Raw genomic sequence first — 16,987 nt, 5'->3', positions numbered from 1 at the left:
CAATGAAAGCTAGATACAAAGGGTAGTATCAAACTAGCCACAAATAACTATATCGAAACGGTGAAAAAAATCAACAGGAATTTTTTTCGGTTGAGAAAATTTTTTAGACTGTTTGCTTTATATCAAGATTTAAAAAAAGGTTTGATTGGAAAAGGCCGTCTGAAAACGGAAAGAATCGGTTTCAGACGGCCTTTTAATCAAGCGGGGTTAGAACTTGTAATCGACTTTGAACATGACGTTGCGCGGTTGGCCGTAAATATTGTTAATGCCCATTGTGCGAATACGGTGGTTTTCATAGTAGCGGTGGTTGCCCAAATTGCTGCCGATCAAACTGAGGTTGAGATTTTTGGTCGGTGTGTAATGAACATCGGCATTCCAAAGCAGGTAGCCGCCTTGGCCTACATCCCACAAACTGTTGGTTTTGCTTTGCACAGTCATGCCGCCGCCGATGGTCCATTTGCGGTCGGCAAAGGGGAGGCGGTAGCTGGTGTACAGGCGGAACATATGTTTGGGCGTATGTTTGCTGAAGTTTGTGCCGATGGGGTAACGCGCCCCTTCGCTTTCTTTATATTTGCTCATATTGAAAGCGTAGTTTGCCGATATTTTCCAATCTTCGGTGAGCTCGCCGGAGAGTTCGGCTTCAAAACCGCGGCTTTGAACTTTGCCGATGGCCTGATATGCCCATTCGCCTATAGCGTTGCGTTTATCTAAATCATACGGACGGTTTTTTTGAATGATTTGGTAGAGGGCAAACGAGCTGTTGAGTCTGCCGTTGCCAAACCAGTCGGATTTGAAGCCGATTTCGGTATTGGTACCGGTAATCGGGTTCAGGAGGTTGTTGCCCATATCGCGGTTGGTCTGCGGTTTTTTGATTTGGGTATAGTTGGCATAGATGCTGTGGTTTTTATCGACATCGAATGTAATGCCCAAGTAAGGGACAAGGCTGGATTTTCGGTATTCGGACAGTTTGCCTGTTTTGCGGTTGTCGAAGTCGTATGCCCAGTGTGTGTAACGCAATGCGCCCAAAATGTGGAGTTTGTGCCAAGGGGTAAAGAGAACGCCTGTCGATACGGCATGGTTGGTGATGGTGCGTTCGGTATCGGTATAGTTGGCGTTGCCGCTTGTCCAATCGGTGCGCGCCACGCTCTTCCAGTCGTAATCGAAAATATTGTATTCGTTAGAGGTACGGGCTTTCCATAGATTGTAGGAGCTGTTGTTTTCCCGTGAATAAGTGTAGTTGGCAAATGCCTGCTGTTCGTTGCCTAAGGCTTGGAATTTGCCGGATACGCCGGTTTGGAAGGCAAATTGTTTGCCGGTGTTGTCGTATTTTTGGATGTTGTCGGTTGCACCGGTAAAGATGCCGTTCTGTCCGATGCCGGCGAACCTGCCGCCTGTATTGGCTGCGGTGGCGAAGTTTTGGGCGGATGAAGAACGGTTGTAGTTGAGCTTGCTGCTCCATTTCCAATTGTCGTTGATTTGGTGGTCGAATTCGGCAAAGACATTGCGTTTGTACAAGCGGATTTGATTCCATTCCGCGCCCAGATAGGTATCTCTCGGAAGGTTAAGGTCAAAGCCGTTGCCCATCGGTACGCCGTAGAAATCGGGTGTTTCTTCGGTGCGTTGGTACAGGCCTCCAAGTGTGGCTTTGCTGTCCTCGCCGATATCGGCCTCTAAAATCCCGTACAGCATTTGGCCTTTGGTTGGGTTTTTGTCTTGGAAAGTTTTATTGCGTGTCAGGCTGGAAACCAAACGGCCGCGGACGCTGTGACTGCTGTTTAAACTGCCCGATACGTCGCCGATCAGGCCTGCTGCGCCGAAACGGTCGGCCATAAAACTTAAGGTTGCCTGCGTATTGGCGGTCGGACGTTTGCGTACGGCATTGATTGTGCCGCCGGGTTCGCTGTTGGATTGGGTCAGGCCTGTCGGTCCGCGGACAACTTCGATATGGTCGTAGATGGCCAGATTGCTCATGCTTTGAGGGTCGTTGTACGGGTTGCCGGACGAACCTGCCACGGTAGTGGATAAGCCGTCTTCTTCAATTTGATCGATGTAAAAGCCGCGCGACTGATAACGCCAACGGCCGGAATCGGGAATTACGTTGATGCCGGTTGTGGTTTTTAAGGCTTGTTCCATATTGGTCATGCCTTGGTTATCCAGCTGCGTTTTGGTAATCACGTTTACCGACTGCGGCGTTTCTTTCGGAGACAAGGCAAGGCCGGTGGTGGTGCGCATGGCTGAAGTTGTGTAGGAGTCGCGGTTTTCGGTGCGGGTGGAACGGTTTTTGCCGGTTACGTTGACGGTTTGCAGCTCGGCAGTTTGTTCGAGCTTGGGTGTTGCAGTGTTTTCTGCTAAGGCTGCATAAGGCAGGGTGGCGATAATGAGTGCTAATGTTTTAAGGGTTGGGGCGTTCATGAACGTCTTTCTATAATTAAAATAATAATAATTATATTTTACGATAATTTTGTTGTTTTGTAATTTAAGAACAATATTTTGAGGGTTTTTAGCGAATTTATGTTGTTTTTATGGTTTTTGAAGGTTTTTTTGAAATTAAACTAGCTAAGGGAATCAAGCGACAGGCCGTCTGAAAATTTTCGGGGTGGTTCGGCTATAATGCTGTTTTGGTTTTTTAAGGCCTTCGCAAAAATACGGTTTCGGGGTTTTAGGCTGAATGTGTACCCGATATGTTTGCAAAGGTTTTGGGGTATGAGGAGAAAGAGATGAAGAAAGTTTTGGTGTTGCAACATGGGGATTTGGGCGCGTGCGACTGGTCGGCGTTTGGCGGTTTGGTGTCTGCGCCATCAGGGAAGTCGGTGTTGCGTGTGTCGGTTTCGGATGATTTTGAACTGACGGACGGGATGCGTGCGGCGTTGATTGCGCAGCAGATAGATGGCGCGGTGTTGCCGGATGTGGCTTTTGCTGATTTGGGACTGATTGTCAGCGATATGGATTCGACGCTGATTACGATTGAGTGTGTGGATGAGATTGCGGCCGGTGTCGGGCTGAAGGATGAGGTGGCCAAGATTACGGAGCAGTCAATGCGCGGCGAGTTGGACTTTGAGCAGTCTTTGCGTAAGCGTGTGGCTTTGCTGGCCGGTTTGGACGAGTGCGTGTTGGAAGAGGTGTACGAGAATGTGTTGCAGCTGTCGCCGGGCGCGGAATTTTTGTTGGAAGCGTGTAAACGGAATGATGTGAAGTTTATGCTGGTGTCGGGCGGATTTACGTTTTTTACGGAACGCCTGCAACGGCGTTTGGGCTTGGATTTCCATTTTGCGAATGTGTTGGAAGTGGAAAACGGCAAGCTGACAGGCCGTCTGAAAGGGCGGATTATCGATGCGCAGGCTAAGGCGGATTTGTTGCGCGAATACCGTGAGCTTCTGGGTTTGGCTCCGTGGCAGGTGGTAGCGATGGGCGATGGTGCGAACGATATTCCGATGATACGGGAGGCGGGATTCGGCATTGCTTATCGGGCGAAACCGAAAACTGAAGCGAATGCGGATGCGTGTGTGCGCTTTGGTGGTTTGGAGCGGATACGCGGTTGGTTTGTGTAAACGGTTTGAGGATGTTTGTCAGTCAGGCCGTCTGAATAATCGGGAAACCGGTTTTCAGACGGCCTGATGTTTTATAAGGCGATAAAACGGTAGCCTTCGGCATCGACTTCGAGAATGGAGGCATAATTGTCGCGCCAGTCGCCGAGTACGATGCGGGTGTAATCGGCGTTGAGGTGGATATTTTCGCGGTGGGTATGGCCGTGAATGAGTAGGGGCGTGTGGAAGCGTTGGATGGTTTCGTGGGTAAAGGTTGGATTGACGTCCATGATGTCGGCGGTTTTGTACTGTTTGTCCTGTTTGCTTTGCTTGCGGATTTTGGCGGCAATGTTCAGCCGGAGTGTGAGCGGCAAAAGCAGGAACAGGCGTTGCAGCCATTTTTGATGGACGGTACGGCGGAATTTTTGATAAGAATGATCGTCGGTGCAGAGGGTGTCGCCGTGACAGAGTAGGGTGGGTGTGCCGAATAGGTCGATCACGGCGTACTCGGGCAGTAAGGTTATGCCGGTATCGCGGGCGAAGGTTTTACCGATGAGGAAGTCGCGGTTGCCATGGATAAAATAGCAGGCGATGCCGCGCTCAGTCATGCTGCGGATGGTTTGTTTGATGGTTTGAACCAAAGAGCTGTTTTCGTCATCGCCGATCCAAAAATCGAAAAGGTCGCCGAGGATGTACACGGCTTGGGCGTGAACGGCTTTTTCTTGGATAAATTTCTGGAAGAGTGCGGTCAGCTGAGGATGGGATTCGCTCAGGTGTAAATCGGCGATGAAGTAAATCGGCATGATGATGTGGGGCGTATGGGAAGGGTTTTATTATAACTTGGGTTGTCGCGTTTGGATTTGGGCTTGGTGTTTTTCGTTTGTAATGCGGTGATTTTGTTGTTTTGATTTGGTGTGATAAAGGCCGTCTGAAACATCTTTTCAGACGGCCTTTATGGTTTATTGGGCTTTGCCCTGATAGGTGATTTTTTTCAGTGTCTCTTCTTGGTACAGGTCGGTAACGGGGACGCTATAGAAGAATTCGTTGCTGCGGACAAAGCGGTTGACCAAGTCTTTGTCGAGATGGAGAACGTGGTGCCGCAGTTTGTTTAAGCCTTTGAATATCATGGTGCTCCAACGCATATAGCCGTCTGAATTAGGACGGATGTCGTTCATGGCGTCAAGGGCGAGGAGTTTGCGGTTTTGCTCCTCTTTGTCCAAAGGATGGGAATAGATGCTTTGGAAGTAAAACGGCTGTTCGGCAAGCGGCGGCAGGCTGAGGGAAGAACCTACTTTGCCGATAGGGAAGTCGTCGCTCAGATAATGTATGGTGTGCAAAAACAGGTTGCCGCGGCGGTAATCGATTTTGCGCAGGGCTTCGATGGCGGCCAGCGTTGTGTGTTGGTGGTCGGGATGCGTGTCAATATTGGGGGAAGGCGACACGATAATATCCGGCTGGAATGTTTCTATCAGATAGCCGAGATTGTCCACCAAGCTGTTCCAGGTTGAGCCGGGTTTGAGTTGTTGCGCCAATGGGGAGGTGTTGGCATGGCGGAAAATATCGACGTCGGTCGTATCGATTTTGGTCGATTTAATCTCTTTTTCCGGATTTTGGCGCATGGCGGTCAATGTGCTGTCGAAGTAGCCCAGTTGCAGGATGTTTTCAGACGGCACGCCGGCCAAAAGGGGGACGGTCAGGCTGTTCCAAACGCGCATCCGGCCTTTTTGCAGATATTGGGCCTGAGTGTCGCAGTCGCATTGGCCGTAAAGGTTGCCATAGTGGAAACTGCCGCCTTCGCTGGCGGTTAAAGTGCAGATCATTGAATTGGCGGCGTGTTTTTCGTACAAACTGTATGCGCTGAGTTCGGCATCGTCGGCATGGGGCGCGAGGACAAGGATTTTTTTGCCGTCGAGGTTTTCACGCGGATAAACGGAAAGTTCGATTTCTTGATCGGCCAAAGTCAGGTATCTACCTTCCAAACGGACGGTTTTGTCGCTGTCGGAGAAGGTGTCGCTCAGATTGATATAGCGCACGCCTTTTGCGCCGTATTCGAAATATTGCTTCCATTTGCCTTTGGATGAAATGGTTTCGACAAAAGGCAAGAACAATAGTCCCATCCAGTTGGACTTGATACGGATTTTGGCAATGACGGTATCCCGTCCGCTGACGGTGGCGGGCAGGGTCAGTCTGCCGCCTTTGAGGGTTGCATGCGCGGTAGAGGGGAGGGAGGGATAGTTATAGTCTTGGTGTGTATTATAGGCAAACTGTTTTTTATGAATAATTGAAGTAATAATAAACAACAAAATAAAAAAAGTCAGTATCAGCCCCATCAGTATCAGAAACATTGTTGGGTTCCTTTATTGTTGTAACAGTCATGATAGTGCTTGTGGAGCTTATTTGTTTGTTTTTCTTACAAACGGTTGTTTTTTATACTCTAACGTCATTAAAGTGAACGTTTAAAATAAAACAGTTTATAAGTTGATTATATATAAACGACTAGGATACAGAAAGGCCGTCTGAAAAATTTGAAAGAAATTTCAAATTTTTCAGACGGCCTTGATATTTTAAAGGTTAAGCCGATAAATTATGCTTCTTTTGTTTCAACTGCTTTCTGACGCAGACGCAGGCTCAACTCGCGCAGCTGTTTGTCGTCCACTACATTGGGTGCATTGGTCAGCAGACATTGGGCGCGTTGTGTTTTCGGGAAGGCAATCACGTCGCGGATGGACTCGGCACCGGTCATCAGGGTAACCAGACGATCGAGGCCGAATGCAAGGCCGCCGTGAGGAGGCGCACCGAATTTCAAGTTATCCAAGAGGAAGCTGAATTTCTCTTGTTGCTCTTCAGGGCTGATTTTCAGCGCGGCAAACACTTTCTCTTGTACGTCTGCACGGTGGATACGGATAGAGCCGCCGCCGATTTCCCAGCCGTTCAATACCATGTCGTAGGCACGGGCCAGGCAGTTTGCCGGGGCGGAAACCATCAGGTCTTCATGACCTTCTTTAGGCGCGGTAAACGGATGGTGTACGGCAACGTAGCGGTCGGCTTCTTCGTCGTATTCGAACATTGGGAAATCGACAACCCACAAAGGTTTCCATTCGTCTACGAAGTAGCCGTTGTCTTTGCCGTGTTCCAAGCCGACTTTGATACGCAGCGCGCCGATGGCTTCGTTCACGACTTTGGCTTTGTCTGCGCCGAAGAAGATAATATCGCCGTTTTGCGCGCCGGTACGCGCAATGATTTCTTTCAGGGCGTTTTCAGACAGGAATTTCACGATTGGAGATTGCAGGCCGCTGTCTTCGCCGTTGGAGAGGTTGCTCACATCGTTTACTTTGATGTATGCCAGACCTTTCGCGCCGTAGATGCCGACAAATTTGGTGTATTCGTCGATTTCTTTGCGGCTGAATTTCGCACCGTTCGGCACGCGCAGTGCAACCACGCGACCGCCTTTCATGTCGGCTGCGCCACGGAAGACTTTGAATTCCTCCGTTTTCATCAGGTCGGTCAATTCGGTAAATTTCAAGTTGATGCGCATATCCGGTTTGTCAGAGCCGTAGTAGAACATGGCTTCAGAGTAAGGCATGCGTGGGAAGTCGCCCAAATCTACGTTTAAAGCATCTTTGAAGACTTGTTTGGCCATGCCTTCAGTGATGTCCATGATTTCATCCTCGTTCAGGAACGAGGTTTCCAAGTCGATTTGAGTGAATTCAGGTTGACGGTCGGCACGCAAGTCTTCGTCACGGAAACATTTGGTAATTTGATAGTAACGGTCGAAACCGGCAACCATCAGCAATTGTTTGAACAATTGTGGAGATTGCGGCAGAGCGAAGAATTCTCCCGGATGAACGCGGCTTGGTACGAGGTAGTCGCGCGCGCCTTCCGGAGTGGAGCGGGTCAGCATCGGTGTTTCAATGTCGATGAAGCCTTGTGCGTCCAAGTAGCGGCGAACGCCCATAGCGACTTGGTAACGCAGGCGCAGGTTGCGTTGCATGGTAGGACGGCGTAAGTCGATAACGCGGTTGGTCAGACGCACGTTTTCGCTGATGTTTTCGTCGTCGATTTGGAACGGAGGCGTAGCGGCGGCGTTCAAGACTTCGATTTCTTTGGCAAGGATTTCGATTTTGCCGGAAATCATTTTGTCGTTGGTCGTACCTTCTGGACGGTTGCGTACGCGGCCGGTAATGCTCAAAACGTATTCGTTGCGGGAAGAGTCGGCAGCGGCAAATGCTTCCGGAGTGTCAGGGTCAATCACGACTTGAACGATGCCTTCGCGGTCGCGCAGGTCGATAAAAATCACACCGCCGTGGTCGCGTCGGCGGTGTACCCAGCCTTTGACGGTAACGGTTTGGTCTAAGTATTGCTCGCTGATAAGGCCGCAATAGTTGGTACGCATAAAATCACCTTTTTATATTGTTCAATTTGAAAAGAAGGAAAGGCCGTCTGAAAAAAAGAAGACCTTAATTGTTGTGTTCGGTATCACCGTCTTTAGACGGTTTTTGGGCAGGTAGGGCTTTAACCGGCAAGTCGTCCGGCATGACCATGCCCAGTGAAATCACATATTTCAATGCCTGATCCACGCTCATGTCCAGCTCGCGCACGTCGCTTTTTTTCACCATGATGTAATAGCCGCCGGTCGGGTTGGGCGTGGTTGGGACGTAAACGGAAATATAGTCGTCATCTTGCGGCAGGCTGCCTTTGAGTTTGGCGGGGATATGGCCGGAAACAAAGGCTATCGTCCAAATGCCCGGTTGCGGAAAGGGAACCAGTACGGGGGTTTTGAACGAGCGGCTGCTGTCGGAGAGCAGGGATTCGGAAACTTTTTTAACGCTGGAGTAGATGGATTTGACGACGGGAATGCGTCCTAAAAGGCTGTCCCATGCGCCGAGAATCCGTCTGCCCAATACGTTGGCGGCAAATACGCCGGTAACGAACAAGACGACGGTGGCGGCGACGATGCCCAAACCGGGAATGTTGAACCCCCAGAAATGCTGGGGCTGCCAGCTTTCCGGTAATAGGTTGATCAGTCTGTCGGCGGCGGAGATGATGTAGCTCATCGCCCAGATGGTTACGGCAATCGGCAACCAAACCAGCACGCCTGTAATCAGGTATTTCTTTAAAGCCTTGGCGATTTTTCCGCTTTCGGCTGCGGCTTCTGTCATCTTTGTTTCATTCCGGCAAGTTTTGCCCAAACTTTGCATTATACGCGTTTGGACGCTAGGAAACGAGTATTTTAAACGAATGGCTTGTTTTGTCTTATTGTTTCAGACGGCCGCCTTGGTTGCAAAGGCCGTCTGAAACAATATGGGGTCATTTAGATGCCGTCCCAGTCGTTGAACATCAGGCCGAAGCCGATGCCGTTTTGTTTGTGGTTGTAGTCAATCAGGCTTTCGCCGTAGCCATGGAAGCCTCGGACAACGCCTTTGAGTTTGCCTTTGATGGGGAAAGTATAGGCCGCTTCAACGGCGCCGCGTCCGCTTTTTGGATTGTAACGCAGGACGGAATAAACATTTTGTTTGTCATTGAGGCGGTATTGGACTTTCAAGTCGCCGTAACCCATGTATTTGTTGATGTCCGGATTGTCATCGTCCTCTCCTTTTTGGTCGAAGGCGCGCATCCAAACTCTAGGGATGACGGTCAGCTTGCCCCATTCCATGCCGGCCATGGCGTAAACCCGGTTCCATGAGCGTGATTCGGGGCGGCTTTGACCGTTGGACTGGTGAACAAAACCTGCGCCGACCATGCGCAGTTTGCCGCCGAAAGGCAGGTCTGCTTTAACGGGTTGCGTAATGAAAATTTCAGGCTCGTAGTCGGTATTGCGGAACGGAGCGGATTTGCGGCCTTGGTTGAAGATTTGCCAGTCGGATTTTTGGGTGTAGCCAAACCATACGTCGGCACGGGTTTTGAATAAATCTTCGGCAATCTTGCTTTTGAAGGAAACCTGCATTTTGGTTTCGAGGCGTTTTTGCTCGCTGAATTTTTCCTGCGTGGTTACGCCGCGGCTGGGGGATTCTGGGTAGTAGTTGGGGCTGCTGTTGTACCAAACGGGCATGAGGTACATAGGGTTGTGCTCGCGTACGCTCAATAGGCCGCGCGTGTCGTTTTTATCCAAATCGTACATCAGGCTTAGAGGCGTGTAGCTGTCGGCAGTTTCGCTTAATACGTCGTCTGAAATATTCGGGTGGGTAGGATTGTCGAATACAATGGCCGCTTCTTTTTTCTCAATGCTCTTGCGCACGCTTTTTTCGAGGTCGACCGGTGTTTTGGCGGTTTCAGTTTGCGCTTGCGGCAGTGGGGATTGAGGGGGGAGTTGCGCCGAGTAGATGTTGTCGTAACACGCCAAACGGGTGGCGTTGTCTTGAATGGTGGTGCAGTGTAGGGCGGTATTGGCGGCGGCCAGCGGGGCGGCGGCAATGAATCCGATACTTAGGGAATGTTTCAACATCTTGTTCATGAGAGTTTCCGTTGTTTTTCAGACGGCCTGATGAGGGGGTAAATAGGTTTATTTAGTCGGTTTGGGTTGTGAATACGGCAATGCCCCTGAAAGGCAGGACCTCAGGGGCATCGTATCAGCTCGATTCATCCTGTTTTGATTGTCAGGATTTCCGGCATCTGCGTCAGTATTAAGCCAAAGCTTTTACTTTTGCAGACAGACGGCTTTTGTGACGGGCTGCTTTGTTTTTGTGGAATACGCCTTTGTCAGCGATACGGTCGATGACTTTAACGGATTCTTGGTAAACTGCTTGAGCAGCAGCTTTGTCGCCGGCTTCAACTGCTTTCAACACTTTTTTCACAGCGGTACGGAATGCAGTACGCAGGCTGGCGTTGTGGGCGCGTTGTTTAACCGACTGGCGGGCACGTTTGCGGGCTTGTGCGCTGTTTGCCATATTGAATATCTCCTGAAAAATAAATTCTGTAAACGCGCAATTTTAAAGACAGATTTCCTTGTATGCAAGCTTTTTCTCTATAAACGCGCGCAAATCAGCCGTATTTTGCCCAAAAACGACAGCCGGTGCAACGCTTTTGGTAAAAAGATGGTGTTGCGGTGCCTTATTTCAATAAAAATCAGATGGATATTGCTTTGCGTTTGCTTACGTTTCCATTACAATAGCCTAACTCTGCGCCGGGGTGTTTATGGGGTGCAGGGTTTCTTATTTATTGACATTAACCACTCTTTCATCAGGAATCTGCCCGTATGAAAAAATCTGTATTAGCCGTATTGGCCGCATTGTCTTTGGCCGCGTGCGGCGGTGGCGAGAAAAAAGCCGAGCAACCTCAAGCAGGCAGCGCGCCTGCTGCCAATGCCGAAGCAGCCGCCACCGATACTTTGAATATCTACAACTGGTCAAACTACGTTGACGAAAGTACAGTCGAAGACTTCAAAAAAGCCAACAATTTGAAGCTGACTTACGATTTGTATGAAAACAACGAAACGCTGGAAGCTAAAATGCTGACCGGTAAATCCGGCTATGACTTGGTTGTGCCCGGTATTGCCTTCCTGCCGCGCCAAATTGAGGCAGGTGCATACCAAAAAATCAATAAGGATTTGATTCCGAACTACAAAAACATCGATCCTGAATTGCTGAAGATGTTGGAAACCGCCGACCCGGGCAATCAATACGCCGTCCCATACTTCTCAGGTGTGAATACGATTGCGATTACGGCGAAGGGCAAGGAGCTTTTGGGCGGAAAATTGCCTGAAAACGGCTGGGATTTGCTGTTCAAACCTGAATACACCAACAAGCTGAAATCTTGCGGCATTGCTTTGTGGGATACCCCGAGTGAAATGTTCCCAATCTTGTTGAACTACTTGGGTAAAGATCCTAAAGGCTCGAATCCTGAAGATTTGAAAGCGGCGGCGGAAGTGTTGAAGTCTATCCGTCCTGATGTAAAACGTTTCAGCCCTTCCATCATTGACGAACTGGCGCGCGGCGATATCTGCTTGGCGGCAGGTAACGGCGGCGACTTGAACTTGGCCAAAGCGCGTTCCGAAGAAGTGAAAAACAATGTCGGCATCGAAGTGTTGACGCCGAAAGGCATGGGCTTCTGGATTGAATCTTGGCTGATTCCGGCCGATGCGAAAAATATCGCCAATGCCCACAAATACATCAACTACACGCTTGATCCCGAAGTGGCTGCAAAAAACGGTATCGCCGTAACCTTCGCACCGGCCAGCAAACCTGCACGCGAAAAAATGCCTGCCGAGCTGGTGAATACACGTTCTATTTTCCCGAACGAACAAGACATGAAAGACGGTTTCGTCATGCCTCAAATGAGCGCGGATGCAAAAAAATTGTCTGTCAATTTGTGGCAAAAAATCAAAGTCGGTTCAAATTAATTGTGAGCTGATTATTTGAAGCAAAGCAAAGGCCGTCTGAAATTTTTCAGACGGCCTTTTTTGATGTCCCAATCTTTATCGTTTCAAAGCCAAAGTCAATACGCCTGCGGTTACCAAGCCTAAGCCTATCCACTCCTGAGTGCTTGGGCGTTCGTCTAAGAAAACGACGGCCATCAGGGCAACCAAGACCAGGCTGAATTTATCGACGGGCGCGACTTGTGAGGCGTTGCCCAATTGCAGGGCTTTGAAGTAGGCGAGCCAGGATGCGCCGGTAGCGAGGCCGGATAGGATGAGGAATGTCCAGTTGCGGCCAGTAAAGCCGTTTACGCCCTGCCATTTGCCGGTGTAGGTTAAAAACAATACCAAAGCGGCGAGGATGACCAAGGTGCGGATAAAGGTGGCAAAATCGGAATCTATCCCTTGTAAACCCATTTTGGCGAAGATGGCGGTCAATGAGGCGAAGCCTGCCGATGCCAATGCCCAAAACAGCCATGCGTTGCTGCTCATGTTTTTTCCTTTTGTTTTGAATTGTTGACAATATGAATCCGCTTGTTGATGAAATATCGAAATTTTCACTGCGGTTTATTCTTGGAAAACGTTATAATAGAACGAATATTCTTTTTCTTCCAGCCGTCTCTTGAGATTGTTTCAGACGGCCTTCCCTCACTCAATAAAGGAAAATCATGAGCTTCAAAACCGATGCTGAAATTGCCCAGTCTTCCACCATGCGCCCGATTGGTGAAATTGCCGCCAAGCTGGGTTTGAACGTTGACAACATCGAGCCCTATGGCCATTACAAAGCCAAAATCAATCCTGCCGAGGCATTCAAGTTGCCGCAAAAACAAGGCCGTCTGATTTTGGTTACCGCCATTAATCCGACTCCTGCGGGTGAGGGTAAAACTACTGTAACCATCGGTTTGGCGGACGCATTGCGTCATATCGGCAAAGATTCTGTTATCGCACTGCGCGAGCCTTCTTTAGGACCTGTGTTCGGCGTTAAAGGCGGCGCGGCGGGCGGCGGCTATGCCCAAGTTTTGCCGATGGAAGACATCAACCTGCACTTTACCGGCGACTTTCACGCCATCGGCGCGGCGAATAACTTGCTCGCCGCTATGCTCGACAACCATATCTATCAAGGCAATGAGTTGAACATCGATCCGAAACGCGTGCTGTGGCGTCGCGTGGTCGATATGAACGACCGTCAGTTGCGCAACATCATCGACGGCATGGGCAAACCTGTTGACGGCGTGATGCGTCCTGACGGTTTCGACATTACCGTTGCGTCCGAAGTGATGGCGGTATTCTGTCTTGCTAAAGACATCAGCGATTTGAAAGAGCGTTTGGGCAACATCCTTGTCGCCTATGCCAAAGACGGCAGCCCCGTTTACGCCAAAGATTTGAAAGCGAATGGCGCGATGGCGGCATTGCTCAAAGATGCGATTAAGCCTAACTTGGTACAAACCATCGAAGGTACGCCGGCCTTTGTACACGGCGGCCCGTTTGCCAACATCGCCCACGGCTGCAACTCCGTTACCGCCACCCGACTGGCGAAACACCTTGCCGATTACGCCGTAACCGAAGCAGGCTTCGGCGCGGATTTGGGTGCGGAAAAATTCTGCGACATCAAATGCCGTCTGGCGGATTTGAAACCTGATGCGGCTGTTGTCGTGGCCACCGTTCGCGCGTTGAAATACAACGGCGGCGTAGAACGTGCCAACCTCGGCGAAGAAAACCTCGACGCTTTGGCAAAAGGTCTGCCTAATCTCTTGAAACACATTTCCAACCTGAAAAACGTATTCGGCCTGCCTGTGGTGGTTGCCATCAACCGCTTCGTGTCCGACTCCGATGCCGAGTTGGCCATGATTGAAAAAGCCTGCGCGGAACACGGCGTCGAAGTTTCCCTGACCGAAGTATGGGGTAAAGGCGGCGCGGGCGGCGCGGATTTGGCGCACAAAGTCGTCAACGCCATCGAAAATCAACCGAATAACTTCGGCTTCGCCTATGATGTCGAATTGAGCATCAAAGACAAAATCCGTGCGATTGCCCAAAAAGTGTACGGCGCGGAAGATGTTGATTTCAGCGCGGAAGCGTCTGCCGAAATCGCTTCACTGGAAAAACTGGGCTTGGACAAAATGCCGATCTGCATGGCGAAAACCCAATATTCTTTGAGCGACAACGCCAAATTGTTGGGTTGCCCCGAAGGCTTCCGCATCACTGTGCGCGGTATTACTGTTTCCGCCGGCGCTGGCTTTATCGTTGCGTTGTGCGGCAATATGATGAAAATGCCGGGTCTGCCGAAAGTTCCGGCTGCTGAGAAAATCGATGTGGACGCAGACGGCGTGATTCACGGCTTGTTCTGATTTGGATTGATCTTGAAATAGACAAAGGCCGTCTGAAACTTGGGTTTCAGACGGCCTTTTATGATTTAAGTGAATTTTAACTGACTTTTTAAGAAATTGAAGAACTTGTCTATCATGTCGAACATGGTATTGCGGTCTTCGCCAAACAATGAAATGCTACGGTCTTTGCTGATTCTGTCATAGGCGGCAAAAATGGTTTTCAGCTCTTCAGTGGTCAAGCGCAGTTGCTTTTCGTACAAGATGCGGCTTAAGAGCGTTACTTCCGTCGCGTTCAAATCAGGGAAGAGATGACTGATCCACAACTCCATGGTGTATTGGACGGATCTGTTGATTTTGTCTCTTTTTTTGCTTTCTTGAGTTTGGTGTATCCTGTAAAACAACAAAGGTTCGGGTAGGTTGGCAAAGGTTTTGCCATGTAGGGCGCATTGTACCCACATATGGAAATCGGGCGCGGTTTCCGTTGCGGTGTAGTTTATTCCGAGGTTTTTAATGCTGTCGTGCCGCCACATGGTGGTGGGGTTGAACATATTTTGAGCGGCCCTGGAGAAAAAGGCTTTAATGTCTTTGTCGAGCAGGGGCAGATCGCTTAAAACGGGTTTTCTTCCGGTTTGGTCGTCGAAAAAGATGGTGGCTTGGCTGCCGACAATATCGATTTCGGGATGGTTGTCTAAAAACTGAATTTGTTTTTCAAAACGATCCAAGGTGCAGATATCGTCCGCGTCCATCCGCGCCACGTATTCAACCTCTACATCTTTGAGCATATCCATGGCAAATTGGCAGACAAACGGCTCGCCCCTGTTTTCCGGGAGGTGGAAAACCTGCAAACGTGGATCTCTGGCTGCGTAAGCCTCGAGGATTTCGCCGGTTTTGTCTTTTGAGGCATCGTTGACGGCGATGACGAAAAAGTCGCGGAATGTTTGATTCAATACCGAATCCAAGCATTCGGGCAAATAAGCTTCGGCACAATAGGCCGGCAAAATAACGGCGAGTTTCATGTTTGCTTTCGATGTGTTTTGATGGGTAGTCGGCGGGGGGATTTTACTATAAGTTTCCAAAAGCCAAGGCCGTCTGAAACCTTATTGCCAAGTTTTCAGACGGCCTTAGTATCAATCCGATCTACGGATTATTTAACGATTTGGTTCAATTCGCCTTTGGCGTATTTGGTTGCCATTTTTTCCAAAGAAATCGGTTTGATTTTGTCGGCTTGGCCTTCGCAACCGAATGCGAGGTAGCGGTCAAGACAGATTTGTTTCATGGCTTCGACGGTTTTGCTCAAGTATTTGCGCGGGTCGAATTCGGACGGGTTTTCTGCCATGAAGCGGCGGATGGCGCCGGTAGAGGCAAGGCGCAAGTCGGTATCGATGTTGACTTTGCGGACACCGTGTTTGATGCCTTCGACGATTTCTTCAACCGGTACGCCGTAGGTTTCACCGATTTTGCCGCCGTATTCGTTGATGACTTTCAGCCATTCTTGCGGAACGGAGCTGGAGCCGTGCATCACGATGTGGGTGTTCGGCAGAGCTTGGTGGATTTCTTTGATGCGGTCGATACGCAATACGTCGCCTGTGGGCGGACGGGTGAATTTGTATGCGCCGTGGCTGGTGCCGACGGCAATAGCCAATGCGTCCACGCCGGTATCTTTAACGAAACGTACGGCATCTTCAACGCTGGTCAGCATTTGGTCGTGGGAAAGTTTGCCCACTGCGCCTACGCCGTCTTCTTCGCCGGCTTCGCCGGTTTCGAGGTTGCCCAATACGCCGATTTCGCCTTCAACGGACACGCCGCAAGCGTGGGAGAAGTTAACCACGGTACGGGTGGCGTTGACGTTGTATTCGTAGGTGGACGGAGTTTTGCCGTCTTCGAGCAGCGAGCCGTCCATCATCACGGAGGAGAAGCCCAGTTGGATGGAGCGTTGGCACACATCGGGCGATGCGCCGTGGTCTTGGTGCATCACGACAGGGATGTGTGGGAATTCTTCGACTGCGGCCAAAATCAGATGGCGCAGGAATGGGGCACCTGCGTATTTGCGTGCGCCTGCGGATGCTTGAACGATAACGGGGGCGTTGACTTGGTCGGCCGCCTCCATAATGGCGCGCATTTGTTCGAGGTTGTTAACGTTGAATGCGGGCAGACCGTAGCTGTTTTCGGCGGCATGGTCCAACAGTTGGCGCATGGATACGAGTGCCATGAGAAGCTCCTGAAGTAGTGAAGGGTAAATTTATCCGATAAATTATAATGTTTTTTGCCATGAAAAACTACAAGCCGCTACATTGTTTTTATATATTAACGAACGGGGTCTCGGTTTATAATGGCAGAGTATTGAAAACGGGTGTGCAAAATGGATAGGATTTCGGTGGCCGAGTGTGATAAGCCTTTGTTTCAGACGGCCTTGACGGTGCAGGTGGGCGATGTGAACTATGGCGGCCATTTGGCGAACGATGCAGTGTTGCGTTTGTGCCATGAAGTGCGGATGCGTTGGCTGGCGACGCTGGGTTGGAGTGAAATGGATGCCGGCGGGGCAGGCCTGATTATGGCGGATGCGGCGGTACAGTATTTGGCGCAAGGTCATCATGGCGATGAGCTGTCGGTGGAGATGGGTGCGGCCGGCGTGGCCGGTGTGGGTTTTTCTTTACTGTACCGTATCCGCAGGATTTCAGACGGCCTTGTGCTGGCGAAAGTGCAGACAGGCATGGTGTGTTTCGACTATGGCAAACAACGCGTCTGCCGTCTGCCTTCGGCCTTGAAAGCAGCATTGGAGGCCGTCTGAA

The 16,987-nt window shown here is 50.1% G+C and carries 14 protein-coding genes; 4 read left to right on the top strand and 10 right to left on the bottom strand.

From position 1 onward, the window contains the following. Nucleotides 1–207 precede the first annotated feature (207 nt). Nucleotides 208–2,412 carry a TonB-dependent siderophore receptor gene (locus BBP27_RS07080; protein ID WP_188212041.1) on the bottom strand — a complete coding sequence of 735 codons (2,205 nt, stop codon included), beginning with the start codon at nt 2,410–2,412 and terminating at the stop codon, nt 208–210. 305 nt (nt 2,413–2,717) lie between these two features. Between BBP27_RS07080 and serB the strand changes: the two genes are divergently transcribed. Further along, nucleotides 2,718–3,548, top strand: a complete 831-nt coding sequence (gene serB, locus BBP27_RS07075; protein WP_188212040.1) for a phosphoserine phosphatase SerB — start codon at nt 2,718–2,720, stop codon at nt 3,546–3,548. A gap of 71 nt (nt 3,549–3,619) precedes the next feature. Here the strand turns inward: serB and lpxH are convergent, their stop codons facing one another. The 6 genes from lpxH to rpsT form a co-directional block, all read right to left on the bottom strand. Next, nucleotides 3,620–4,330 (bottom strand): UDP-2,3-diacylglucosamine diphosphatase, encoded by a 711-nt coding sequence (gene lpxH / locus BBP27_RS07070; protein ID WP_502887256.1) that lies wholly within the window; start codon nt 4,328–4,330, stop codon nt 3,620–3,622. 153 nt (nt 4,331–4,483) lie between these two features. Continuing rightward, nucleotides 4,484–5,869, bottom strand: a complete 1,386-nt coding sequence (locus tag BBP27_RS07065) for a PIG-L deacetylase family protein (RefSeq protein ID WP_188212038.1) — start codon at nt 5,867–5,869, stop codon at nt 4,484–4,486. A gap of 239 nt (nt 5,870–6,108) precedes the next feature. Further along, nucleotides 6,109–7,917 (bottom strand): aspartate--tRNA ligase, encoded by a 1,809-nt coding sequence (aspS, locus tag BBP27_RS07060; RefSeq protein ID WP_188212037.1) that lies wholly within the window; start codon nt 7,915–7,917, stop codon nt 6,109–6,111. 64 nt (nt 7,918–7,981) lie between these two features. Next, nucleotides 7,982–8,683, bottom strand: a complete 702-nt coding sequence (locus BBP27_RS07055) for a DUF502 domain-containing protein (RefSeq protein ID WP_070625058.1) — start codon at nt 8,681–8,683, stop codon at nt 7,982–7,984. A 152-nt stretch (nt 8,684–8,835) separates the two neighbouring features. After that, nucleotides 8,836–9,975: a phospholipase A gene (locus tag BBP27_RS07050; RefSeq protein ID WP_188212036.1), complete on the bottom strand. Its 1,140-nt coding sequence runs from the start codon at nt 9,973–9,975 to the stop codon at nt 8,836–8,838. A gap of 169 nt (nt 9,976–10,144) precedes the next feature. Then, on the bottom strand, nt 10,145–10,408 hold the full coding sequence (gene rpsT, locus BBP27_RS07045) for a 30S ribosomal protein S20 (RefSeq protein ID WP_002212556.1): 264 nt from the start codon (nt 10,406–10,408) through the stop codon (nt 10,145–10,147). A gap of 308 nt (nt 10,409–10,716) precedes the next feature. Here rpsT and BBP27_RS07040 point away from each other — a divergent pair, with 308 nt between their 5' ends. Beyond that, entirely contained in the window at nt 10,717–11,859 is a 1,143-nt protein-coding gene (locus BBP27_RS07040; protein ID WP_036492029.1) for an extracellular solute-binding protein, read from the top strand. Nucleotides 11,860–11,934: 75 nt separating this feature from the next. Here the strand turns inward: BBP27_RS07040 and BBP27_RS07035 are convergent, their stop codons facing one another. Further along, on the bottom strand, nt 11,935–12,366 hold the full coding sequence (locus tag BBP27_RS07035) for an EamA family transporter (protein WP_003680126.1): 432 nt from the start codon (nt 12,364–12,366) through the stop codon (nt 11,935–11,937). A 176-nt stretch (nt 12,367–12,542) separates the two neighbouring features. Between BBP27_RS07035 and BBP27_RS07030 the strand changes: the two genes are divergently transcribed. After that, nucleotides 12,543–14,219, top strand: a complete 1,677-nt coding sequence (locus BBP27_RS07030) for a formate--tetrahydrofolate ligase (RefSeq protein ID WP_036492026.1) — start codon at nt 12,543–12,545, stop codon at nt 14,217–14,219. Nucleotides 14,220–14,284: 65 nt separating this feature from the next. Here the strand turns inward: BBP27_RS07030 and BBP27_RS07025 are convergent, their stop codons facing one another. Together BBP27_RS07025 and fba are read right to left on the bottom strand one after the other, a co-directional pair. Beyond that, nucleotides 14,285–15,214 carry a glycosyltransferase family 2 protein gene (locus BBP27_RS07025; RefSeq protein WP_188212035.1) on the bottom strand — a complete coding sequence of 310 codons (930 nt, stop codon included), beginning with the start codon at nt 15,212–15,214 and terminating at the stop codon, nt 14,285–14,287. A 128-nt stretch (nt 15,215–15,342) separates the two neighbouring features. After that, nucleotides 15,343–16,407, bottom strand: coding sequence for a class II fructose-bisphosphate aldolase (gene fba, locus BBP27_RS07020; RefSeq protein WP_107768747.1), 1,065 nt, complete (start codon nt 16,405–16,407; stop codon nt 15,343–15,345). A 150-nt stretch (nt 16,408–16,557) separates the two neighbouring features. On the opposite strand from fba, the gene BBP27_RS07015 reads away from it, so the two are divergent. Beyond that, nucleotides 16,558–16,986 (top strand): acyl-CoA thioesterase, encoded by a 429-nt coding sequence (locus BBP27_RS07015; RefSeq protein ID WP_188212034.1) that lies wholly within the window; start codon nt 16,558–16,560, stop codon nt 16,984–16,986. The last annotated feature ends 1 nt before the right edge of the window (nt 16,987 follow it).

It is taken from the genome of Neisseria sp. RH3002v2g, assembly GCF_014596425.2.
Taxonomy (GTDB): domain Bacteria; phylum Pseudomonadota; class Gammaproteobacteria; order Burkholderiales; family Neisseriaceae; genus Neisseria.
The sequence above is the reverse complement of the archived record's forward strand: the minus strand, read 5'-3'. Positions and strand labels throughout refer to the sequence as shown.

Bases quoted from the DNA above. Each gene is read 5' to 3' on its own strand.
- BBP27_RS07080 (WP_188212041.1), bottom strand. From the start codon at position 2,412: ATGAACGCCCCAACCCTTAAAACATTAGCACTCATTATCGCCACCCTG.
- rpsT (WP_002212556.1), bottom strand. From the start codon at position 10,408: ATGGCAAACAGCGCACAAGCCCGCAAACGTGCCCGCCAGTCGGTTAAA.
- BBP27_RS07015 (WP_188212034.1), top strand. From the start codon at position 16,558: ATGGATAGGATTTCGGTGGCCGAGTGTGATAAGCCTTTGTTTCAGACG.
- BBP27_RS07040 (WP_036492029.1), top strand. From the start codon at position 10,717: ATGAAAAAATCTGTATTAGCCGTATTGGCCGCATTGTCTTTGGCCGCG.
- BBP27_RS07030 (WP_036492026.1), top strand. From the start codon at position 12,543: ATGAGCTTCAAAACCGATGCTGAAATTGCCCAGTCTTCCACCATGCGC.
- BBP27_RS07050 (WP_188212036.1), bottom strand. From the start codon at position 9,975: ATGAACAAGATGTTGAAACATTCCCTAAGTATCGGATTCATTGCCGCC.
- serB (WP_188212040.1), top strand. From the start codon at position 2,718: ATGAAGAAAGTTTTGGTGTTGCAACATGGGGATTTGGGCGCGTGCGAC.
- BBP27_RS07065 (WP_188212038.1), bottom strand. From the start codon at position 5,869: ATGTTTCTGATACTGATGGGGCTGATACTGACTTTTTTTATTTTGTTG.
- fba (WP_107768747.1), bottom strand. From the start codon at position 16,407: ATGGCACTCGTATCCATGCGCCAACTGTTGGACCATGCCGCCGAAAAC.
- BBP27_RS07035 (WP_003680126.1), bottom strand. From the start codon at position 12,366: ATGAGCAGCAACGCATGGCTGTTTTGGGCATTGGCATCGGCAGGCTTC.
- aspS (WP_188212037.1), bottom strand. From the start codon at position 7,917: ATGCGTACCAACTATTGCGGCCTTATCAGCGAGCAATACTTAGACCAA.
- BBP27_RS07055 (WP_070625058.1), bottom strand. From the start codon at position 8,683: ATGACAGAAGCCGCAGCCGAAAGCGGAAAAATCGCCAAGGCTTTAAAG.
- BBP27_RS07025 (WP_188212035.1), bottom strand. From the start codon at position 15,214: ATGAAACTCGCCGTTATTTTGCCGGCCTATTGTGCCGAAGCTTATTTG.